At 62.2% G+C, this 15,228-nt stretch carries 17 protein-coding genes; 4 read left to right on the top strand and 13 right to left on the bottom strand.

From position 1 onward, the window contains the following. Positions 1-28: 28 nt before the first annotated feature. Genes ispH through rnhA form a run of 3 tightly spaced genes read left to right on the top strand, consistent with a single transcriptional unit; the run spans position 29 to position 1,863 of the window. Positions 29-976, top strand: coding sequence for a 4-hydroxy-3-methylbut-2-enyl diphosphate reductase (ispH, locus tag ACN0YJ_RS09705; RefSeq protein WP_417496070.1), 948 nt, complete (start codon positions 29-31; stop codon positions 974-976). A gap of 4 nt (positions 977-980) precedes the next feature. Beyond that, complete coding sequence (locus tag ACN0YJ_RS09700; RefSeq protein ID WP_417477609.1) at positions 981-1,406, top strand: DUF1801 domain-containing protein; 426 nt, start codon at positions 981-983, stop codon at positions 1,404-1,406. Between the two features lie 7 nt (positions 1,407-1,413). Then, on the top strand, positions 1,414-1,863 hold the full coding sequence (rnhA, locus tag ACN0YJ_RS09695) for a ribonuclease HI (RefSeq protein ID WP_417477610.1): 450 nt from the start codon (positions 1,414-1,416) through the stop codon (positions 1,861-1,863). A 12-nt stretch (positions 1,864-1,875) separates the two neighbouring features. On the opposite strand, the gene ACN0YJ_RS09690 is transcribed toward rnhA, so the two are convergent. From ACN0YJ_RS09690 to ACN0YJ_RS09675, 4 genes are all read right to left on the bottom strand, one after another. Next, the gene (locus ACN0YJ_RS09690; RefSeq protein WP_417496069.1) at positions 1,876-5,232 is read right to left on the bottom strand and encodes an ATP-binding protein; all 3,357 of its coding nucleotides are present in this window, start codon (positions 5,230-5,232) and stop codon (positions 1,876-1,878) included. Positions 5,233-5,330: 98 nt separating this feature from the next. After that, entirely contained in the window at positions 5,331-5,795 is a 465-nt protein-coding gene (locus ACN0YJ_RS09685; RefSeq protein ID WP_417477612.1) for an NfeD family protein, read from the bottom strand. A gap of 27 nt (positions 5,796-5,822) precedes the next feature. Continuing rightward, positions 5,823-6,755: an SPFH domain-containing protein gene (locus ACN0YJ_RS09680; protein WP_417489803.1), complete on the bottom strand. Its 933-nt coding sequence runs from the start codon at positions 6,753-6,755 to the stop codon at positions 5,823-5,825. Positions 6,756-6,818: 63 nt separating this feature from the next. Next, on the bottom strand, positions 6,819-7,301 hold the full coding sequence (locus ACN0YJ_RS09675) for a peroxiredoxin (protein ID WP_417477614.1): 483 nt from the start codon (positions 7,299-7,301) through the stop codon (positions 6,819-6,821). A gap of 99 nt (positions 7,302-7,400) precedes the next feature. On the opposite strand from ACN0YJ_RS09675, the gene ACN0YJ_RS09670 reads away from it, so the two are divergent. Then, positions 7,401-7,988, top strand: a complete 588-nt coding sequence (locus ACN0YJ_RS09670) for a YqgE/AlgH family protein (protein ID WP_417477615.1) — start codon at positions 7,401-7,403, stop codon at positions 7,986-7,988. 4 nt (positions 7,989-7,992) lie between these two features. Here ACN0YJ_RS09670 and ACN0YJ_RS09665 read toward each other — a convergent pair whose 3' ends face one another. The 9 genes from ACN0YJ_RS09665 to ctaD all read right to left on the bottom strand — a co-directional run bounded on the left by ACN0YJ_RS09665 (position 7,993) and on the right by ctaD (position 15,215). Next, entirely contained in the window at positions 7,993-9,129 is a 1,137-nt protein-coding gene (locus ACN0YJ_RS09665; RefSeq protein ID WP_417496068.1) for an EAL domain-containing protein, read from the bottom strand. After that, positions 9,126-9,704 (bottom strand): GNAT family N-acetyltransferase, encoded by a 579-nt coding sequence (locus ACN0YJ_RS09660; RefSeq protein ID WP_417477617.1) that lies wholly within the window; start codon positions 9,702-9,704, stop codon positions 9,126-9,128. Before ACN0YJ_RS09660 ends, ACN0YJ_RS09665 begins: the two co-directional genes overlap by 4 nt. A 51-nt stretch (positions 9,705-9,755) precedes the next feature. Next, positions 9,756-10,439: an SURF1 family protein gene (locus ACN0YJ_RS09655; RefSeq protein ID WP_417496067.1), complete on the bottom strand. Its 684-nt coding sequence runs from the start codon at positions 10,437-10,439 to the stop codon at positions 9,756-9,758. 48 nt (positions 10,440-10,487) lie between these two features. Beyond that, complete coding sequence (locus ACN0YJ_RS09650; RefSeq protein WP_417477619.1) at positions 10,488-10,784, bottom strand: DUF983 domain-containing protein; 297 nt, start codon at positions 10,782-10,784, stop codon at positions 10,488-10,490. A gap of 77 nt (positions 10,785-10,861) precedes the next feature. After that, positions 10,862-11,701: a cytochrome c oxidase subunit 3 gene (locus ACN0YJ_RS09645; RefSeq protein ID WP_417489800.1), complete on the bottom strand. Its 840-nt coding sequence runs from the start codon at positions 11,699-11,701 to the stop codon at positions 10,862-10,864. Positions 11,702-11,771: 70 nt separating this feature from the next. Beyond that, on the bottom strand, positions 11,772-12,335 hold the full coding sequence (locus ACN0YJ_RS09640; RefSeq protein WP_417477621.1) for a cytochrome c oxidase assembly protein: 564 nt from the start codon (positions 12,333-12,335) through the stop codon (positions 11,772-11,774). Further along, entirely contained in the window at positions 12,332-12,589 is a 258-nt protein-coding gene (locus ACN0YJ_RS09635; RefSeq protein WP_417496066.1) for a hypothetical protein, read from the bottom strand. Before ACN0YJ_RS09635 ends, ACN0YJ_RS09640 begins: the two co-directional genes overlap by 4 nt. Further along, on the bottom strand, positions 12,586-13,581 hold the full coding sequence (locus tag ACN0YJ_RS09630) for a heme o synthase (RefSeq protein WP_417477623.1): 996 nt from the start codon (positions 13,579-13,581) through the stop codon (positions 12,586-12,588). The genes ACN0YJ_RS09635 and ACN0YJ_RS09630 overlap by 4 nt, the downstream gene beginning before the upstream one ends. Before the next feature lie 5 nt (positions 13,582-13,586). Then, positions 13,587-15,215 carry a cytochrome c oxidase subunit I gene (gene ctaD / locus ACN0YJ_RS09625; protein ID WP_417477624.1) on the bottom strand — a complete coding sequence of 543 codons (1,629 nt, stop codon included), beginning with the start codon at positions 15,213-15,215 and terminating at the stop codon, positions 13,587-13,589. Positions 15,216-15,228 lie beyond the last annotated feature (13 nt).

The following is a 15,228-nucleotide window of genomic DNA, read 5'->3' as shown; positions in this document are numbered from 1 at the left end:
CGGTATCGCTGATGGAGAACTGAACCCGATGAGCGGCAATCGCCCACCCCTGACTGTCCTGCTGGCTGCCCCGCGTGGGTTTTGCGCCGGTGTCGACCGCGCGATTCAGATCGTTGAACGGGCGCTGGAGCGCTTTGGCGCCCCGGTCTATGTGCGCCACGAGATCGTCCACAACCGCCATGTCGTGGAGCGACTCGAAGCGCTCGGCGCGGTTTTCGTTGAGGAGCTCGATCAGTGTCCCGATGACCGCCCGGTGGTGTTTTCCGCTCATGGCGTCCCCAAACAGGTCCCGGAAGAGGCCGCACGACGCAATCTCATCTATGTCGATGCCACCTGCCCGCTGGTGTCCAAGGTTCATGTCGAGGCCCAGCGGCTGCATGCCAATGGGCGCGAGATCGTGTTGATCGGCCATGCCGGCCATCCCGAGGTCGTCGGCACGATGGGACAATTGCCGGACGGCGCGATCGCGCTGATCGAGACCGTCGAGGACGCGATGCAGTTCGCACCACAGGATGCCTCGCGCCTGGCCTTCGTCACCCAGACGACGCTGTCGGTCGATGACACGTCTGCCATCGTGGCCGCCTTGCAGACGCGCTTCCCGCAGATCGAGGCCCCGCACAAGGAAGATATCTGCTATGCCACGACCAATCGTCAGTCGGCCGTCAAGGCGCTGGCGCCCAATTGCGATATTGTTTTCGTGATCGGGGCGCCCAATTCGTCCAATTCGGTCCGCCTGGTCGAAGTCGCCAAACGCGCCGGTGCCGCGCGCGCGCAACTGATCTCCAGCGCCGAGGATGTCGACTGGGCCGCCATTGGCCCGATCGGAACCGTCGGCATCACGGCCGGTGCCTCGGCGCCGGAGGATCTGGTCGAGGGCCTGATCGCCGCTTTCCGCGAGCGCTATGACGTCGACCAGAAGGATATTCGCGTGACCGATGAAGACGTGATTTTCAAACTTCCGCGCGTGGTGGCCTGACCCGATGAGCGATTCCGAGAACAAGACGCAACCGACCGAAATCGACCCGGAAGCCTATATCGCTACCGTGGAACACAAGGTGCGCCAGGCTGATGCACGAGTCCTGCTGGAGATGATGCGCCGGCTGAGTGGCGAAGAGCCCCGCATGTGGGGGCCGTCGATGATCGGGTTTGGCCAGTATCACTACCGGTATGAAAGCGGGCGCGAAGGCGATTTCATGCGCACCGGCTTCTCGCCGCGCAAGTCCGGACAGGTGATCTACATCATCCCGGGTTATGCCAATTACACCCTCATTCTCGACCGGCTTGGCAAGTTCAAGGAGGGCAAGTCCTGTCTCTACATCACCAAGCTGGCGGATGTGGACATGGATGTCCTGGAAGAGCTGATCCAGGCTGGCCTCGATGATATGGCGCGGAAATACCCGAAATGAGCCCGAGATGAGCACAGTGACGATCCATACCGACGGCGCCTGTTCCGGCAATCCCGGCCCGGGCGGCTGGGGCGCGATTCTGGAATGGAATGGACACCGCAAGGAGATCTGCGGCGGCGAGGCCGATACCACGAATAACCGCATGGAGATGATGGCGGCGATCCAGGCGCTAGAGGCGATGAAGGCCAATCATCACGACATCATCCTGATCACCGACAGCAGCTATCTGCGCGACGGGATCATGAAATGGATCCATGGCTGGAAGAAACGCGGCTGGAAGACAGCTGACAAGAAACCGGTCAAGAATGTCGATCTCTGGCAACGCCTCGATGTGCTGGCACAGAGCCACAAGATCGACTGGCGCTGGGTGCGCGGCCATACCGGCGATCCGGGCAATGAGCGCGCCGATGAACTGGCACGCCAGGGCTTGAGCGAGGCACGGGCCAACAAGCGCTGAGCGCCTGTCGGATCAATGCATCGCGCCGCGCAAGACCTCGTCCAGTGCGGCGGATATTGCCTTGATGTCCAGTGGTTTCGAGAGATAGCCGGTGGCACCGATCTCGAGATAGTGCTCGCGGGCTCCCCTGGTGGCATCAGCCGTCACGGCATAGATCGGGATCGTGGAGTAGGGCTTGCCGCTGGCCCGGATACACTGGATCGCTTCATCGCCAGACATCACGGGCATCTGAATATCCATCAGGATGGCGTCGAACCGGTCGCTGTCGAGCGCATCGATCGCTTCGCGTCCATTGCCTGCAAGCCTGACCTGATGGCCGGCATTCTCGACCAATGCTGAGGCCACGAGACGGTTCGTCATCACGTCATCAACGACCAGAATCCGCGCCGGCCCTGGGCGTCGGACACCAGGCCGGGCCAGCTTGGCAGGAGCGGACACGGGGACCACAGCCGAGCCTTCAGCCGGAGGCAGCGGCAGTTCGAACCAGAATACCGCACCCTCGCCCAGCTGGCTGCGCACGCCGATTTCACCGCCGGCAAGCCGGACGAGATCACGGCAGATTGCCAGTCCAAGCCCGCTGCCGCCGTGCTGGCGGGTCAGCGAGGCGTCGACCTGGGCGAAACGATCAAAGACCCGCTCCAGCTGATCGGCCGCGATTCCCGGGCCGGTATCCGTGATGCAGAACCGGATCCGGCTGTCGGCCCGGGGCTCGACCTGAATGGTGACCGAGCCTTCGCTGGTGAATTTCACGGCATTGCCGATGATATTGATGAGAACCTGACGCAATCGCTTCTGGTCGCCGACAACCCGTTGCGGCAAACCCGGTGCCGGCTCGAAACAGATCGTGATCGCCTTTCGGCGTGCCAGGCTCTCGAGCATGTCCATGATCGATTCGACAACGGGCAGGACCTCGAATGCCTCCTCAGCGAGCTGTACGGTTCCGGATTCAATCTTGGAGATGTCGAGAATGTCCTCGACCAGTTCGAGCAAGGCTTCGCCGGATGTTTGCAATGTCCGGACATAGTGCGCCTGCTGATCTGACAAGGACGTCAGCTGGAGCAATTGCGAAGTGCCCAGAACGCCATTGAGCGGCGTGCGGATTTCATGGCTCATATTGGTCAGGAATTGCGATTTGGCCTGGCTGGCGGACTCCGCCAGGGCACGCTGGCGATCGAGTTCCTCGGCCCGTTGGACGTCATCTGTGACATCATCGGTCACGCCGATCACCGTCGCGCTGCCATCGAGCCGTTCGCACAACAAGCCGCGTGACCGGACATGCCGGACTGAGCCATCCGGACGGACAATCCGGTAGGCGTGGGAAAATTCCGTTCCCACCTCCATCGCCGTACGGGTGCCGGCGATGATCGCCTCGCGGTCGTCGGGATGGATCGCGGCGGCCCACTCGTCAAATGTCAGGGATACCTGCCCTGAGCGCCCGAGCAGGGCCATCATGCGCTCGTCGCCGGTGTTTATCCGGGTCCGGGTGTCATATTCCCAGACGCCGAGATTGGACGCGTCAAGCGCGACCGCGAGACGCGTCGAGAGAGATTGGGCCTCTTCCTCGCGGGCCCGCCGGCGGGTTATATCCTGGAAAGAGCCGACCAGTTTGGTGACGTGACCATCAACCGCAATGGCGCGTCCGACAGCACGCACCCAGGCATGATTGCCCCGGGCCGTGACGAAGGGGAGTTCCAGGTCCCAGGCCTCACCGAGATTGATCGCCCGACTGATAGTGGCCTCAAGGATTTCGCGGGCCGCGGGCGGATAGAATTCGACCGCGCTGGCAAGATCGGGCAGATAGTCGTCCCCGACTTCATGGATCTTTCGGGTCATCGGATCCCACAACACCGTGTCGGCATCGAGATTGACTTCCCAGCTGCCGATACCGCCAAGCTTGGTCACCTCGGCGAGGCGGGCCGCAGTGCTTTCGCGTTCAGCAATCAGGAGCGAACGCTCGGTAATGTCCTCGATCGACCCGGCCATCCGGATCGCCTGTCCGGCCTCGTCCCACTCAGCCTGTCCGCACGCGAACACGCGCAGATAATGCCCGGCGCTGTGCCGGAAATCATATTCGAGGGCGTAAGGTATGCGATCCACGAGGTGGGCGCGCAGCGCGGCCTGGACCCGCGACCGATCCTTCTCATGCACCCGGTCGAAGAACTCATTCATGTCCCGCAGATCGACTTTGCCGCTCGCTGCCGGGTCGCCCGGCGAGCGTTCGACCAGTTCGCGCAAACGCTCGGAGGCGAACATGCTGCCCCCTTCAAAATCAATTTCCCAGATCCCCGACGCGCTGCCAGCGATAGCGAGATCATAGCGTCCCTTGCTCAAGGCCAGTTCGGCCAACGCCCGGTCTCGCGCCACTTCCGTGCGGCGGGCCCGGATGAGATTGCTGGCCGTGACGAAAAGCGGCTCGCACGCCCCGACCAGGTCTTTGCAATAGCCGCCGGGTCGATTGGCGATCCCGATCATGGCGACGAGCTTGCCCTGTTCCAGCAGCGGCACACCCAGATAGGCCTGGAGTGGCGGCAGGGCTTCGACAATCTTCCGGCCCCGCGAATCCTGCGCCGGGTCGTTGGCGATCACCAATTGCCCGGTCTTGATCGTGTGCCCGATAATCGTGTCGAGATCGCGAAGTTCCAGCGACGCCGGGCGGCCTTCGCCGGCATCCGCGCCAACCCCGATATCGCTGATGGCCTGGGTCTTGAGATAGCGCCCGCTCCCGTCTTCGACGATTTCGCCAATAAAGCCCACCGTGCTGTCGGTGAATTCCAGCGCCGCGGCGAGTAAATGGTCGAAAGCCTGATCAATCGACGAGTCATCGGTCATGTATTCGCGCTGAATCGCGGCAATATCGGCGAGCAGTTGATTGGCGCGCCGCGCCTCGGCGCTCTGGCTGCGTGTCCGGATCTGTTCTTCCACGACCCGCGCCAACACGCTGAGTTGTTGCAGCATCATGCTGTCAAACTCGAACGGCTGATCGTGAAACACCGAAAGCGTCCCGATCCGGTAGCCGTTTTCGACCTGCAACGGCACGCCGGCATAGCCGCGCAGATGAGGCTCGCCCGCGACCAGCGGATTATTCTTGAACCGATCGTCCAGGCGCGCATCGGGTACGTAGAGCGTCTTGGCCTGGCGGATCGCATGATTGCAGAAGGTGATGTCGCGCGGCATCTCGCTGACATCCAGACCGACGCTCGACTTGAACCATTGGCGCTCGCGATCAACCAGCGAAATCGCGGCCATCGAGGCGCCAGTCAGGGTAACGGCCAGTTTGGTGATCGAATCGAATCCGTCCTCCGGCCCCGTATCCAGGAGGTTGAGTTCGTGCAGCGCTGCGACGCGCCTGTCCTCTTCGATCCGCTCCATGCCCGCTCCGCTTTCCCTCGCGGCGGGATTCCCCTGCAGCGATATAACGGTTCATCCTGCATGGTCAGGGTTTACGGCGCATGAACCGGCCTGCGGGATCAGGCTGGATGGACGATGAGTGTCGCTCCCCTGACCTCGTCGATAATCACATGGCTGTCGCGGACAGGGTCCGATCCGTCGAGGGTCTGTGCCCCCCATTCGCCATCATCAAAATGCACGCGGCCACGGCCTGTTGAGAAGTCACTGACGACCACAACGCGCTGGCCGACCATCCGCGCAGCGCGGTCATTGAGGCCGCTCTGATCGCCGCGATTCATGGCCGGGCGCACCCAGCGATCGCCTGCCCACACGAGCACAAGCGTCAATATCGCGAACACGCTCAGCTGGACAGGCCAGCTCGTGCCGAGCATGTCCAGCGCGAGCACACCGGTCAGGACGGCCGCCGCGGCGGGCCATAGCAGAAATGTTGTCCCGGTCAGCACCTCGCCGATCAGGAAGAGGCCTGCGAAGGCCCACCAGATCCACAGATTCAGACGCTCAAGCAGGGATAATAAAAAATCCATCACTGACCTCCGTTTTCAATTCGCCACTTACGGCTTGCGGGTCGTCTCGCGGATCGCTTCGTGTGCCGCCTTGCCGAGCTCGCCGACCCCGGTGATCGTGCTGAGGATATTCGAGAATTCGGCCGGGATGATGACGGTGCGTTGCTGCTCGCTGGTCGCCAGCTTGCCAAAGGCCTCGATATATTTCTGGCCCAGGAAGTAATTGATCGCGGAGACATCGCCGGCAGCGATAGCGTTGGAGACCAGCTCGGTCGCCTTGGCCTCGGCTTCGGCTTCACGCTCGCGCGCTTCAGCGTCCAGAAAGGCACTTTCCCGGCGGCCTTCGGCCTCACGGATCGCGGCTTCCTTCTCGCCCTCGGCGCGCAGGATCGCCGATTGCTTGGACCCTTCTGCCTCGAGAATCTCGGCACGTTTCAGGCGCTCGGCCTTCATTTGCCGCGCCATCGCTTCGGTGATGTCATGGGGCGGCGACAGATCGCGGATCTCTATCCGGGTCGCCTTGACGCCCCAGGGATTGGTCGCTGAATCGAGCACCATCAGCAGGCGGGCATTGATCTCATCGCGCTTCGACAGGGTCTCATCGAGATCCATCGAACCGATCACGGTCCGGACATTGGTCAGGCAGAGGTTGAGGATTGCGAAATCAAGATTGTCGACCTCATACGCCGCGCGCGGCGCATCAAGCACCTGGATGAAGATCACCGCATCGACCGAGACGGTCGCGTTGTCCTTGGTGATGACATCCTGGTTGGGCACGTCGAGGACGCGCTCGCGCATATTCATTTTATAGCCGACGCCATCGATGAACGGCATGATGAAATGGAGACCGGGCTTGAGGGTCCGCGTGAAACGCCCGAAGCGCTCGACGGTGAATTCCTTGCCCTGCGGCACGGTCTTGATGACCGAGGCGATAACCGCCAGTGCCAGCATCAGCAATACGCCGGTGACGATGAGTTCCATGAGAGCCCTCCCTTGGCCGTTTCGGACCGGGCGATTGCCCGGTCCGTTATGCCTCAACCCAGACTAGAGCTGGCCGAGGATATGATCGGCCGACGACACCTTGAATTCACCCGGCGCCTCGACATTCAATTCAGCGACAACACCATCCCTGGCGATCAGGGAGAAGCGCTGCGCGCGCGTGCCCATGCCAAAGCCGGTGCCGTCCATTTCCAGACCAAGGGCCTTGGCGAAATCGCCATTGCCATCAGCCAGCATCATGACGTCTTCACCCACGCCCTGGTCCTTGCCCCAGGCATTCATGACAAAGACATCATTGACCGACATGCAGGCAATCGTGTCGACGCCCTTGCCCTTGATCTCAGCGGCGTGCTCGACAAAGCCCGGCAGGTGCTTGGCCGAACAGGTCGGCGTATAGGCGCCCGGCACCGAGAACAGCGCGACGGTCTTGCCGCCAAATACATCGTCCGTACTTACCCGGTTCGGGCCGCTCGCCGTCATGGTCATGAAGCTGGCGTCCGGAATGCGATCTCCCACCGAAATGGTCATGGCTGTTTCTCCTGCTGATAAGACTAGTCGCGATTGCGCACGGCAAGATAGCGGGAACGCGGCTGGACGCATCCCCCTTTTTGGCTGCATCATGAGGTTATGAGCAGTGATGATTCAAATTCGCCGCCCGACGGCTTCCTGAACGGCAAACTCCTGATCGCTTCCCCGGGCATTGGCGACCCGCGCTTCGACCACTCGGTGATCCTGATGTGTGACCACTCGGCGGAACACGCGATGGGCATCGTGCTCAACAAGCGCGTCGACGGATTGCGCCTGCCCGAAGTCTTCAAACAGCTCGGCGTCGAGACCACCGAAGACACGATTGACCGGCCGGTCCTGCAGGGCGGTCCGGTCGAGCGGCAACGCGGTTTTGTGCTGCACACCAATGACTTCGAGACCATTGATTCGACGCTCGCCGTGACCGCCGATATCGGCCTGTCCTCGACCAAGGATGCGCTCGATGCGATGGCCTCGAACACGCCGCCGCGCTGTGCGATGCTGGCGCTGGGCTATGCCGGCTGGGGTTCGGGACAGCTCGAGGACGAGCTCGCGGCCAATGCCTGGCTGGTCGCCGATGCTGATGAAGCGCTGGTGTTCAGTACGGATATCGAGGGGAAGTGGGAAAACGCGCTGGCTGTACTGGGCGTCACACCCGAGCATTTGTCGGGTGCATCCGGCACTGCCTGACCCGTCAGGCCGGCGGCAGGAAGCGGCCTTCCAGCCCATGACGTACGGCGAGCAGGGCCTGATCGGGGGCCAAGGCGCCGGCATAGCGATAGCCCTGGCCAAAATCACACCCCATCGCCCGCAGGCCGTCCCCACTCTCGGCGCTCTCAATGCCTTCGGCGACGACTTTCATGCCGAAATGCCGGGCCAGCTGGATCACGGATTGCACCACTGTGCCGGCGCTCTCATTGGCGGCCATGGCGCGGACGAAATAGCGGTCGATCTTGACGACATCGAAGGGCAGCATTTCCAGCCGGGCCAGCGATGAATAGCCGGTACCGAAATCATCCAGCGCCAGCGCGATACCCCCGGCCGACAGACGCGCCATAACACCCGCAGCGAGATCGGGGTCGCGCATGATTTCGGTCTCGGCGATCTCGAGCTTGAAGGCCCCGGCGGGCAATTCCGCCTGGCGCACGGCCTCCAGCAGGGCATCGGGGAATGCCGGCGAGACCAATTCGCTCACCGTCGCATTGGCCGCGACGAATAGCTCGCTGCCGCCCTCGCAAACCGTTCGCCACAGCGACAGGTCGGCGATCGCCGAGGCCCGCACTTCGGTACTGATCCGGTCGAGCAGGTCGAGATCATCGGCCATGGCGAGGAAGTCCTGCGGCGCCAGAACGCCGACGCCGGGGCGCTCCCAGCGCGCCAGCGCTTCGAAGCCTGCCAGGCGGCCGGTCTCCAGGGCAATAATGGGCTGATACCAGGCGATGACTTCACCGGCGGCGACGGCATTGGCCAGGGCGTGTTCTTCACGGATGCGCAATACACCCTCCCCGCTCAGGCCGGCGGGCGTCATAAGGCCTTCAAATCTTTGTCCGCCGACGCGGCGTCCGAGCAGGCGAACATAGGCCACGCCCCCCGTCTCGCCGATCAGCCGGATACGCAGGTCGAGCTGGTCGCCGCGAAGCGCCGCATCAAGCCTGGCATGGTCGGCGGGGCCGAGCCGAGCGCAAAATGCGCTCCAGTTGAATGTGGTCTGCTCCAGCCCGAAGGGTTCGAGTGCCCCGGTAAAGCGGATCTGGCCACCCCGATCGAGTTCAATCGCAAAGGCGACCGCTCCGGCGGCGCGTGCGCCGCTCTCGAAATCAACCGATGTCATAGTCTCGGATCGGTATTGAGCAGCGCGAAACGATCATGATCATGCCATTCGCCGGCAATATTGAGGAAAGCACGCGCGCGGCCCTCGAACTGGAAACCGATACTTTTGAGCAGTTTGCGTGAGGCCCTGTTCTCCGGACGGCAGGCCGCCTCGACCCGGTGGAGGCCGAGATTGTCAAAGGCAAAGGCCATGATACGCCGCACGGCCATGCGCGTATGTCCCTGACGAATATAAGGAGTTCCGATCCAATAGCCGATATCGGCGCTCTGCTGGACACCGCGGCGGACATTGTTGAGATTGCAGGCGCCGAGCAGGACATTGTCGCGGCTGCGGAAAACGAAGAAGGGGTAGCCGGCCCCCGATTGACGGTCGATCTGATAGCGTTCGAGGCGGCGCTTGAACGCGCTGCGACTGAGCTCATCGGCTGTCCAGGCAGGCTCCCACGGCTCGGTATGACTGCGGCTGGCGCCACGTAGCTTGGCCCAGTTTTCATAATCCTCGAGCGTCGGCGCGCTCAGGCGGATGCCCTGGGCCATCAGGGATTGTTCGATTTCCACGTCGCGCCAAACTGCCACTCGCCTGCTCCTGTCCTGCCGTTTCTCTGCCGGCTGTTTACGCGTCGTCTGCTACGGCCTGGCTGCTGGCCGCAATCGCCCGCGGGCGATGTGCAAAGCCAGATACACACCAATCAATGCCGCCGCCAATCCAAACCAGGTCACCGCATAGCCCAGATGCTTGGACGGCGGCGTCTGGCTCAGGCTGGTCGGCAGACCCAGATCGGCCCGGGCCCAGACTTCGAGCACCTGGCCGGGGTCCGTGTCGAGGGCCTGCGCCATCATGTCCCGATCAAAGATATACCACTGATTGGTATCCGGATCGTTTCCGCTGGCGAAGCGTCCCGGCCTGGGAAACACTTCCAGGCGCCAGGCTTGTGGCCGGGCGATGATAGTGCCGTCCAGATCCTCAAAGCCCGATTCCACAAACAGATAGCGCTGCGGCTCGTCCGGAGTGCAGGCGGGTGCGGGCATCCGTCCGATCCGGACCCAGCCCGGCTGGCCGCGCAGGGCGTAATAGCGCAATTGCGGCCCGGCCAGGGGTGCCGGGGCGGTGATGCTCGGGCCGAAGACACCGGCATGCGCGCCACACAGCGCCTCGCGGAAGGAGGTCACAGCGCCGCGTTCGGCATAGGCGGCGATGCGCTGCGCCTTCCACTCCATGCGCTGCATCTGCCACACGCCCAGTGTCAGGAGCAGGGCGAGCGCGAGCGCGCTGAAGACGGTCAGGACGGGGAGCGGTCTGAAATATGGCATGAGGGTCGTCCTCACCTCCCCGGGTGCGAGCCAGGGCCGGAGCCTGGCCTAATCGTCGAGCCGGCCCTGTTGTGCGTCATGCTCGAACTGCAGCGCAAAGAGCAGGCCCTTGAGCGGACGCAGACACAGAATGGACGCGCCAAAGATAAACGGGACCTGGATGATCATATGCCCCCACCAGGGCAGGCCCCGGAAGGCGACCGCCGTCAGCAGGAAGAGCACGATGGCAAGGAAACCGACAATGAAGAGCGCGAACACCGCCGCACCATCACCGACATCGGCGCTCTCGAAATCGGCGCCGCACGCATCGCAACGCGGCGCGAGCGCCAACAGGCCCTTGAACATGGCCCCCTCCCCACACTTCGGACAGCGACCCGAGAGGCCGGCGGCGAAGGGGGAGGGTTTTTCCATATCCGTTCCGGTTACTGGTAAACGACGTAGACGAAGGTGAACAGGAAGAGCCAGACCACATCAACGAAGTGCCAGTACCAGGCCGCAGCCTCGAGACCGAAATGCTTCTTGGCGGACATCTGGCCCGCCATCAGGCGGAACAGGCAGACGGCCAGGAAGATGGTGCCGATAATGACGTGGGCGCCATGAAAGCCCGTCGCCATGAAGAAGGCCGAACCATACAGATTGCCGGAAATCGAGAAGCCGGCTTCGGCGTATTCGATCGCCTGCAGCGCCGTGAAGCAGAGGCCGAGAATGACGGTCAAAAGGAGGCCGAGCTTGGCACCCTTGCGATCATCATGCTGCAGGGCATGGTGAGCCCAGGTCACGGTCGTGCCGGAGAGCAACAGGACCAGCGTGTTCATCAGCGGGATGTGCCAGGGGTCGAAAGTCTCGATCCCGGCCGGCGGCCAGGAGGCCAGGGCCGGATCGATGCGGACTTCATGGAAGATCGCGTATTCGAAAAAGACCCAGAACCAGGCGACAAAGAACATCACTTCAGACGCGATGAACATGATCATGCCGTAGCGAAGGCCGATATCCACCACAGGCGTGTGATCACCGCGGTTGGATTCCTTGATCACATCGCCCCACCAGCCGATCATCGTGTAGATGACCACGGCGAAGCCGAGGATCAGACCGCCCCAACCGCCATCAGCATAGAGGATGGCGAGCGGATGATCGGGACCGACAAGGCCTTTCATATTGCCCACGGCGCCAAGCGCCAGAAGGAATACGCCCAGCGAGCCGACAAACGGCCACGGGCTCGGATCGACCAAGTGGTAATCGTGCTTTACGGCATGCCCAGCCATCGCGAATCTCCTGCGACTTCAAATCAGTCCTGTCGGGCGGTGATAACCGCGACGGGACAAAGGTTCAATGCTAAGGCGCGGCATCGCTTGGCGAAGACGCAGCCTCATCGGTTTCAAAAAACGTATAGGACAGGGTGATGGTGTGAACATCATCCAGGAAACGCTCTTCGGCGATCAGCGGATCGACAAAGAACAGGACCGGCATATCAATGCTTTCGCCGGGCTCAAGCGTTTGTTCTGTAAAGCAGAAACACTCAATCTTGGAGAAATAGGTCGCCGCCTTGAATGGCGCCACATTATAAGTCGCCACGCCGGTGATACGGTGATTGGAGGTATTGGTCGCCCGGTAGTAGGCCAGGCCGCTCTCGCCGACATTCAGGGTCAGCGAGCGCTGTACCGGCTCGAACTCCCAGGGCAGGCCGCGGCCCGTATTGGCGTCGAACAGGACGGTCATTTCGCGGTCGAGCACTTCACCCGCTTCGCCAAGCGCGACCTGGGTTGTACCGCCATAGCCGGTCACCTGGCAGAACAGGCTGTAGAGTGGCACGGACGCGAACGCAGCGCCGACCATGGTCACAGCTGCGACGCCGGCAAACAGCGCGACGCGCGCATTCTTGTCGAGGGACGCCTTCATACCGCACCCGCCTCGGCGAAATTCTGCCCGATCCGGATCACGGTGACGACGAAGACCAGGGCGCAAAAAGCCAGCAGGCTCAGGCCGATCGCAATATTGCGGCGCTTGCGTGCTGCGGTCTGCTCGGGCGTCAGCGCGACGAATTCCCCGGTCGGCACGCCTTCATGGGCCTGGAACACAGACTGGCTGGCCGGCTCAGGCGGCGTCGCCGCCGGCGCGTCAGTCTTCAGAGTGTCGTCCTTGATATCGCTCATCCACCTACTCCCGGGACCGACATATAGGCACCAAATCCGTGCTCAATAATCAATGCGGCAAAAAGGACGGTGAGATAACCGATGGAATAGGCGAACAGGTCGCGCGCAGCCTTGTCGCCGGCGCGGACGGCATAGAGCGCGCCCTCCTCGGCCGAACCGGCTTCACCGGCGCGTGAGTTGAACACCCGCCAGGCGAGCAGCAGGAAGAGGGCCCCGCCGCCGAGCGAAGTCAGGGCATAGGCGATACCGCCAAGGCCGGTCAGCACAGGTGCACCGGCGAAGACAACCAGCACGATGGAATAGAGCAGGATTTGCAGCCGGGTGGATTTCGGCCCTTTGGCGACCGGCATCATCGGAATGCCGGCGGCGGCATAATCGCCGCATTTATAGAGCGCCAGCGCCCAGGTATGCGGCGGCGTCCACAGCAGGATGATCATGAAGAGAATGAAGGCATCGAGCGAGATATGGCCGGTCGCGGCGACCCAGCCAATCATCGGCGGGAAAGCGCCGGCGGCGCCGCCAATGACGATATTCTGCGGCGTCGAGCGCTTGAGAAACATCGAATAGATGACGGCGTAGAAGAAGATCGAGAAAGCGAGAAGGCCGGCGGCAAGATAATTGCTCGCCAGCGCCATCATCAATACCGACAGGATGGAGGCGATAATGCCCAGGCCATAGGCATCGGCCTTGCTGACAGCCCCGCGCGGGATGGGCCGCTTGCGGGTGCGCTGCATGATGGCATCGATATCGGCGTCATAGGCCATGTTGAGCGCACCGGCCGCACCGGCACCCACGGCCAGGCTGAGAATCGCGATCGCTGCCAGAACCGGATCCATATCGACCGGAGCAGCGACCAGACCGGCGCAGGCGGTGAAGACGACGAGCGTCATCACACGCGGCTTCATCAGGTCAAAATAATCGCGGGGCGAGGCCGTTGAAACGGCCCCGCCCTCAGTGCGATGAACGCCGGAGTTGGTGGAAGTATCCGCCATGGCGCCTATTTGATCCGTGGCAGCTCGTTGAACTGATGGAAAGGCGGCGGTGAGGACAAGGTCCACTCCAGCGTGGTGGCGCCTTCGCCCCATGGATTGGCGTCAGCCTTGCGACGGCGCAGTGCCGCCTCGATCAGCACGGCGAAGAACAGCACCATACCCACCAGCATGATCACATAGCCCCAGGACGAAACGCCGTTCCAGAAGGCAAAGCCGTCTGCGTAGTCGACATAGCGGCGCGGCATGCCCTGCAGACCCAGGAAGTGCTGCGGGAAGAAGATCACATTGGCGCCCACGAAGAAGAAGAGGAATTGCAAGCGGGCCAGGATGGAGTTGTATTTCACGCCCCAGATCTTCTCGAACCAGTAATACCAGCCGGCAAAGATCGCGAACACGGCGCCGAGTGACAGCACATAGTGGAAGTGGGCGACGACGTAATAGGTGTCGTGAAGCGAGACATCGATGCCGGCATTGGCCAGCACGACGCCGGTCACGCCACCAACGGTGAACAGGAAGATGAAACCGATCGCCCACAGCATTGGCGTGCGCAATTCCATCGAACCGCCCCACATCGTGGCAATCCAGGAGAAGATCTTGATGCCGGTCGGCACCGCGATCACCATGGTGGCGGCGACGAAATAGGCTTTCAGGTCAACCGGCATACCGACGGTGAACATGTGGTGCGCCCACACAATGAAGCCGATCGCACCGATCGAGACCATGGCATAGGCCATGCCGAGATAGCCGAAGATCGGCTTCTTGGAGAAGGTCGAGACGATGTGAGAGACCATGCCGAAACCGGGCAGGATCAGGATGTAGACTTCCGGGTGTCCGAAGAACCAGAACAGGTGCTGATACATCACCGGATCGCCGCCACCGGCGGGATCGAAGAAAGCGGTGCCGAAATTACGGTCCGTCAGCAGCATGGTCAGGGCGCCGGCCAGCACGGGCAGCGAGAGCAGAAGCAGGAAGACGGTGACCAGGATCGACCAGGCAAACAAGGGCATCTTGTGCATGGTCATGCCCGGCGCGCGCATGTTGAAAATCGTGGTGATGAAATTGATCGCACCGAGGATGGAGCTGATACCGGCAATGTGCAGCGACAGGATCAGAAGATCCATCGCAGGGCCCGGATGACCCATCGTCGAGAGCGGCGGATACATGACCCAGCCACCACCGAAACCATTGGCACCACCCGCGCCCGGCACGAACATCGACATCAGGGCCAGCGCAAAGGAGAAGGGCAGCAGCCAGAAGGAGATGTTGTTCATGCGCGGGAAGGCCATGTCCGGCGCGCCGATCATCAGCGGCACGAACCAGTTGCCGAAGCCGCCAATCATCGCCGGCATAACCATGAAGAAGATCATGATCAGGCCGTGCATCGTGGTGATGACGTTATAGCCCTGGGCATCGCCGAAGAAACCGCCGAACGCCATGCCGTCGAAGACCTGCAAGCCCGGCTCGGCCAGTTCCCAACGGATCAGTCCGGACATTCCGCCACCAATAATCCCCGCGAGAATCGCGAAGATCAGGTACATCGTGCCGATGTCCTTGTGATTGGTCGAGAATACCCAGCGCTTCCAGTCCCACATGCTTGGGATGTGAGCGTCGTGATTTGCGGCGTCAGCAGACATGGTTCAGCCCATT

The organism is Maricaulis sp., assembly GCF_048270095.1.
Lineage (GTDB): Bacteria > Pseudomonadota > Alphaproteobacteria > Caulobacterales > Maricaulaceae > Maricaulis.
Note: the sequence above shows the minus strand (reverse complement) of the source record. Positions and strands in the feature narration are given on the sequence as shown.

Bases quoted from the DNA above. Each gene is read 5' to 3' on its own strand.
- ispH (WP_417496070.1), top strand. From the start codon at position 29: ATGAGCGGCAATCGCCCACCCCTGACTGTCCTGCTGGCTGCCCCGCGT.
- ACN0YJ_RS09700 (WP_417477609.1), top strand. From the start codon at position 981: ATGAGCGATTCCGAGAACAAGACGCAACCGACCGAAATCGACCCGGAA.
- rnhA (WP_417477610.1), top strand. From the start codon at position 1,414: ATGAGCACAGTGACGATCCATACCGACGGCGCCTGTTCCGGCAATCCC.
- ACN0YJ_RS09690 (WP_417496069.1), bottom strand. From the start codon at position 5,232: ATGGAGCGGATCGAAGAGGACAGGCGCGTCGCAGCGCTGCACGAACTC.
- ACN0YJ_RS09685 (WP_417477612.1), bottom strand. From the start codon at position 5,795: ATGGATTTTTTATTATCCCTGCTTGAGCGTCTGAATCTGTGGATCTGG.
- ACN0YJ_RS09680 (WP_417489803.1), bottom strand. From the start codon at position 6,755: ATGGAACTCATCGTCACCGGCGTATTGCTGATGCTGGCACTGGCGGTT.
- ACN0YJ_RS09675 (WP_417477614.1), bottom strand. From the start codon at position 7,301: ATGACCATTTCGGTGGGAGATCGCATTCCGGACGCCAGCTTCATGACC.
- ACN0YJ_RS09670 (WP_417477615.1), top strand. From the start codon at position 7,401: ATGAGCAGTGATGATTCAAATTCGCCGCCCGACGGCTTCCTGAACGGC.
- ACN0YJ_RS09665 (WP_417496068.1), bottom strand. From the start codon at position 9,129: ATGACATCGGTTGATTTCGAGAGCGGCGCACGCGCCGCCGGAGCGGTC.
- ACN0YJ_RS09655 (WP_417496067.1), bottom strand. From the start codon at position 10,439: ATGCCATATTTCAGACCGCTCCCCGTCCTGACCGTCTTCAGCGCGCTC.
- ACN0YJ_RS09650 (WP_417477619.1), bottom strand. From the start codon at position 10,784: ATGTTCAAGGGCCTGTTGGCGCTCGCGCCGCGTTGCGATGCGTGCGGC.
- ACN0YJ_RS09645 (WP_417489800.1), bottom strand. From the start codon at position 11,701: ATGGCTGGGCATGCCGTAAAGCACGATTACCACTTGGTCGATCCGAGC.
- ACN0YJ_RS09640 (WP_417477621.1), bottom strand. From the start codon at position 12,335: ATGAAGGCGTCCCTCGACAAGAATGCGCGCGTCGCGCTGTTTGCCGGC.
- ACN0YJ_RS09635 (WP_417496066.1), bottom strand. From the start codon at position 12,589: ATGAGCGATATCAAGGACGACACTCTGAAGACTGACGCGCCGGCGGCG.
- ACN0YJ_RS09630 (WP_417477623.1), bottom strand. From the start codon at position 13,581: ATGGCGGATACTTCCACCAACTCCGGCGTTCATCGCACTGAGGGCGGG.
- ctaD (WP_417477624.1), bottom strand. From the start codon at position 15,215: ATGTCTGCTGACGCCGCAAATCACGACGCTCACATCCCAAGCATGTGG.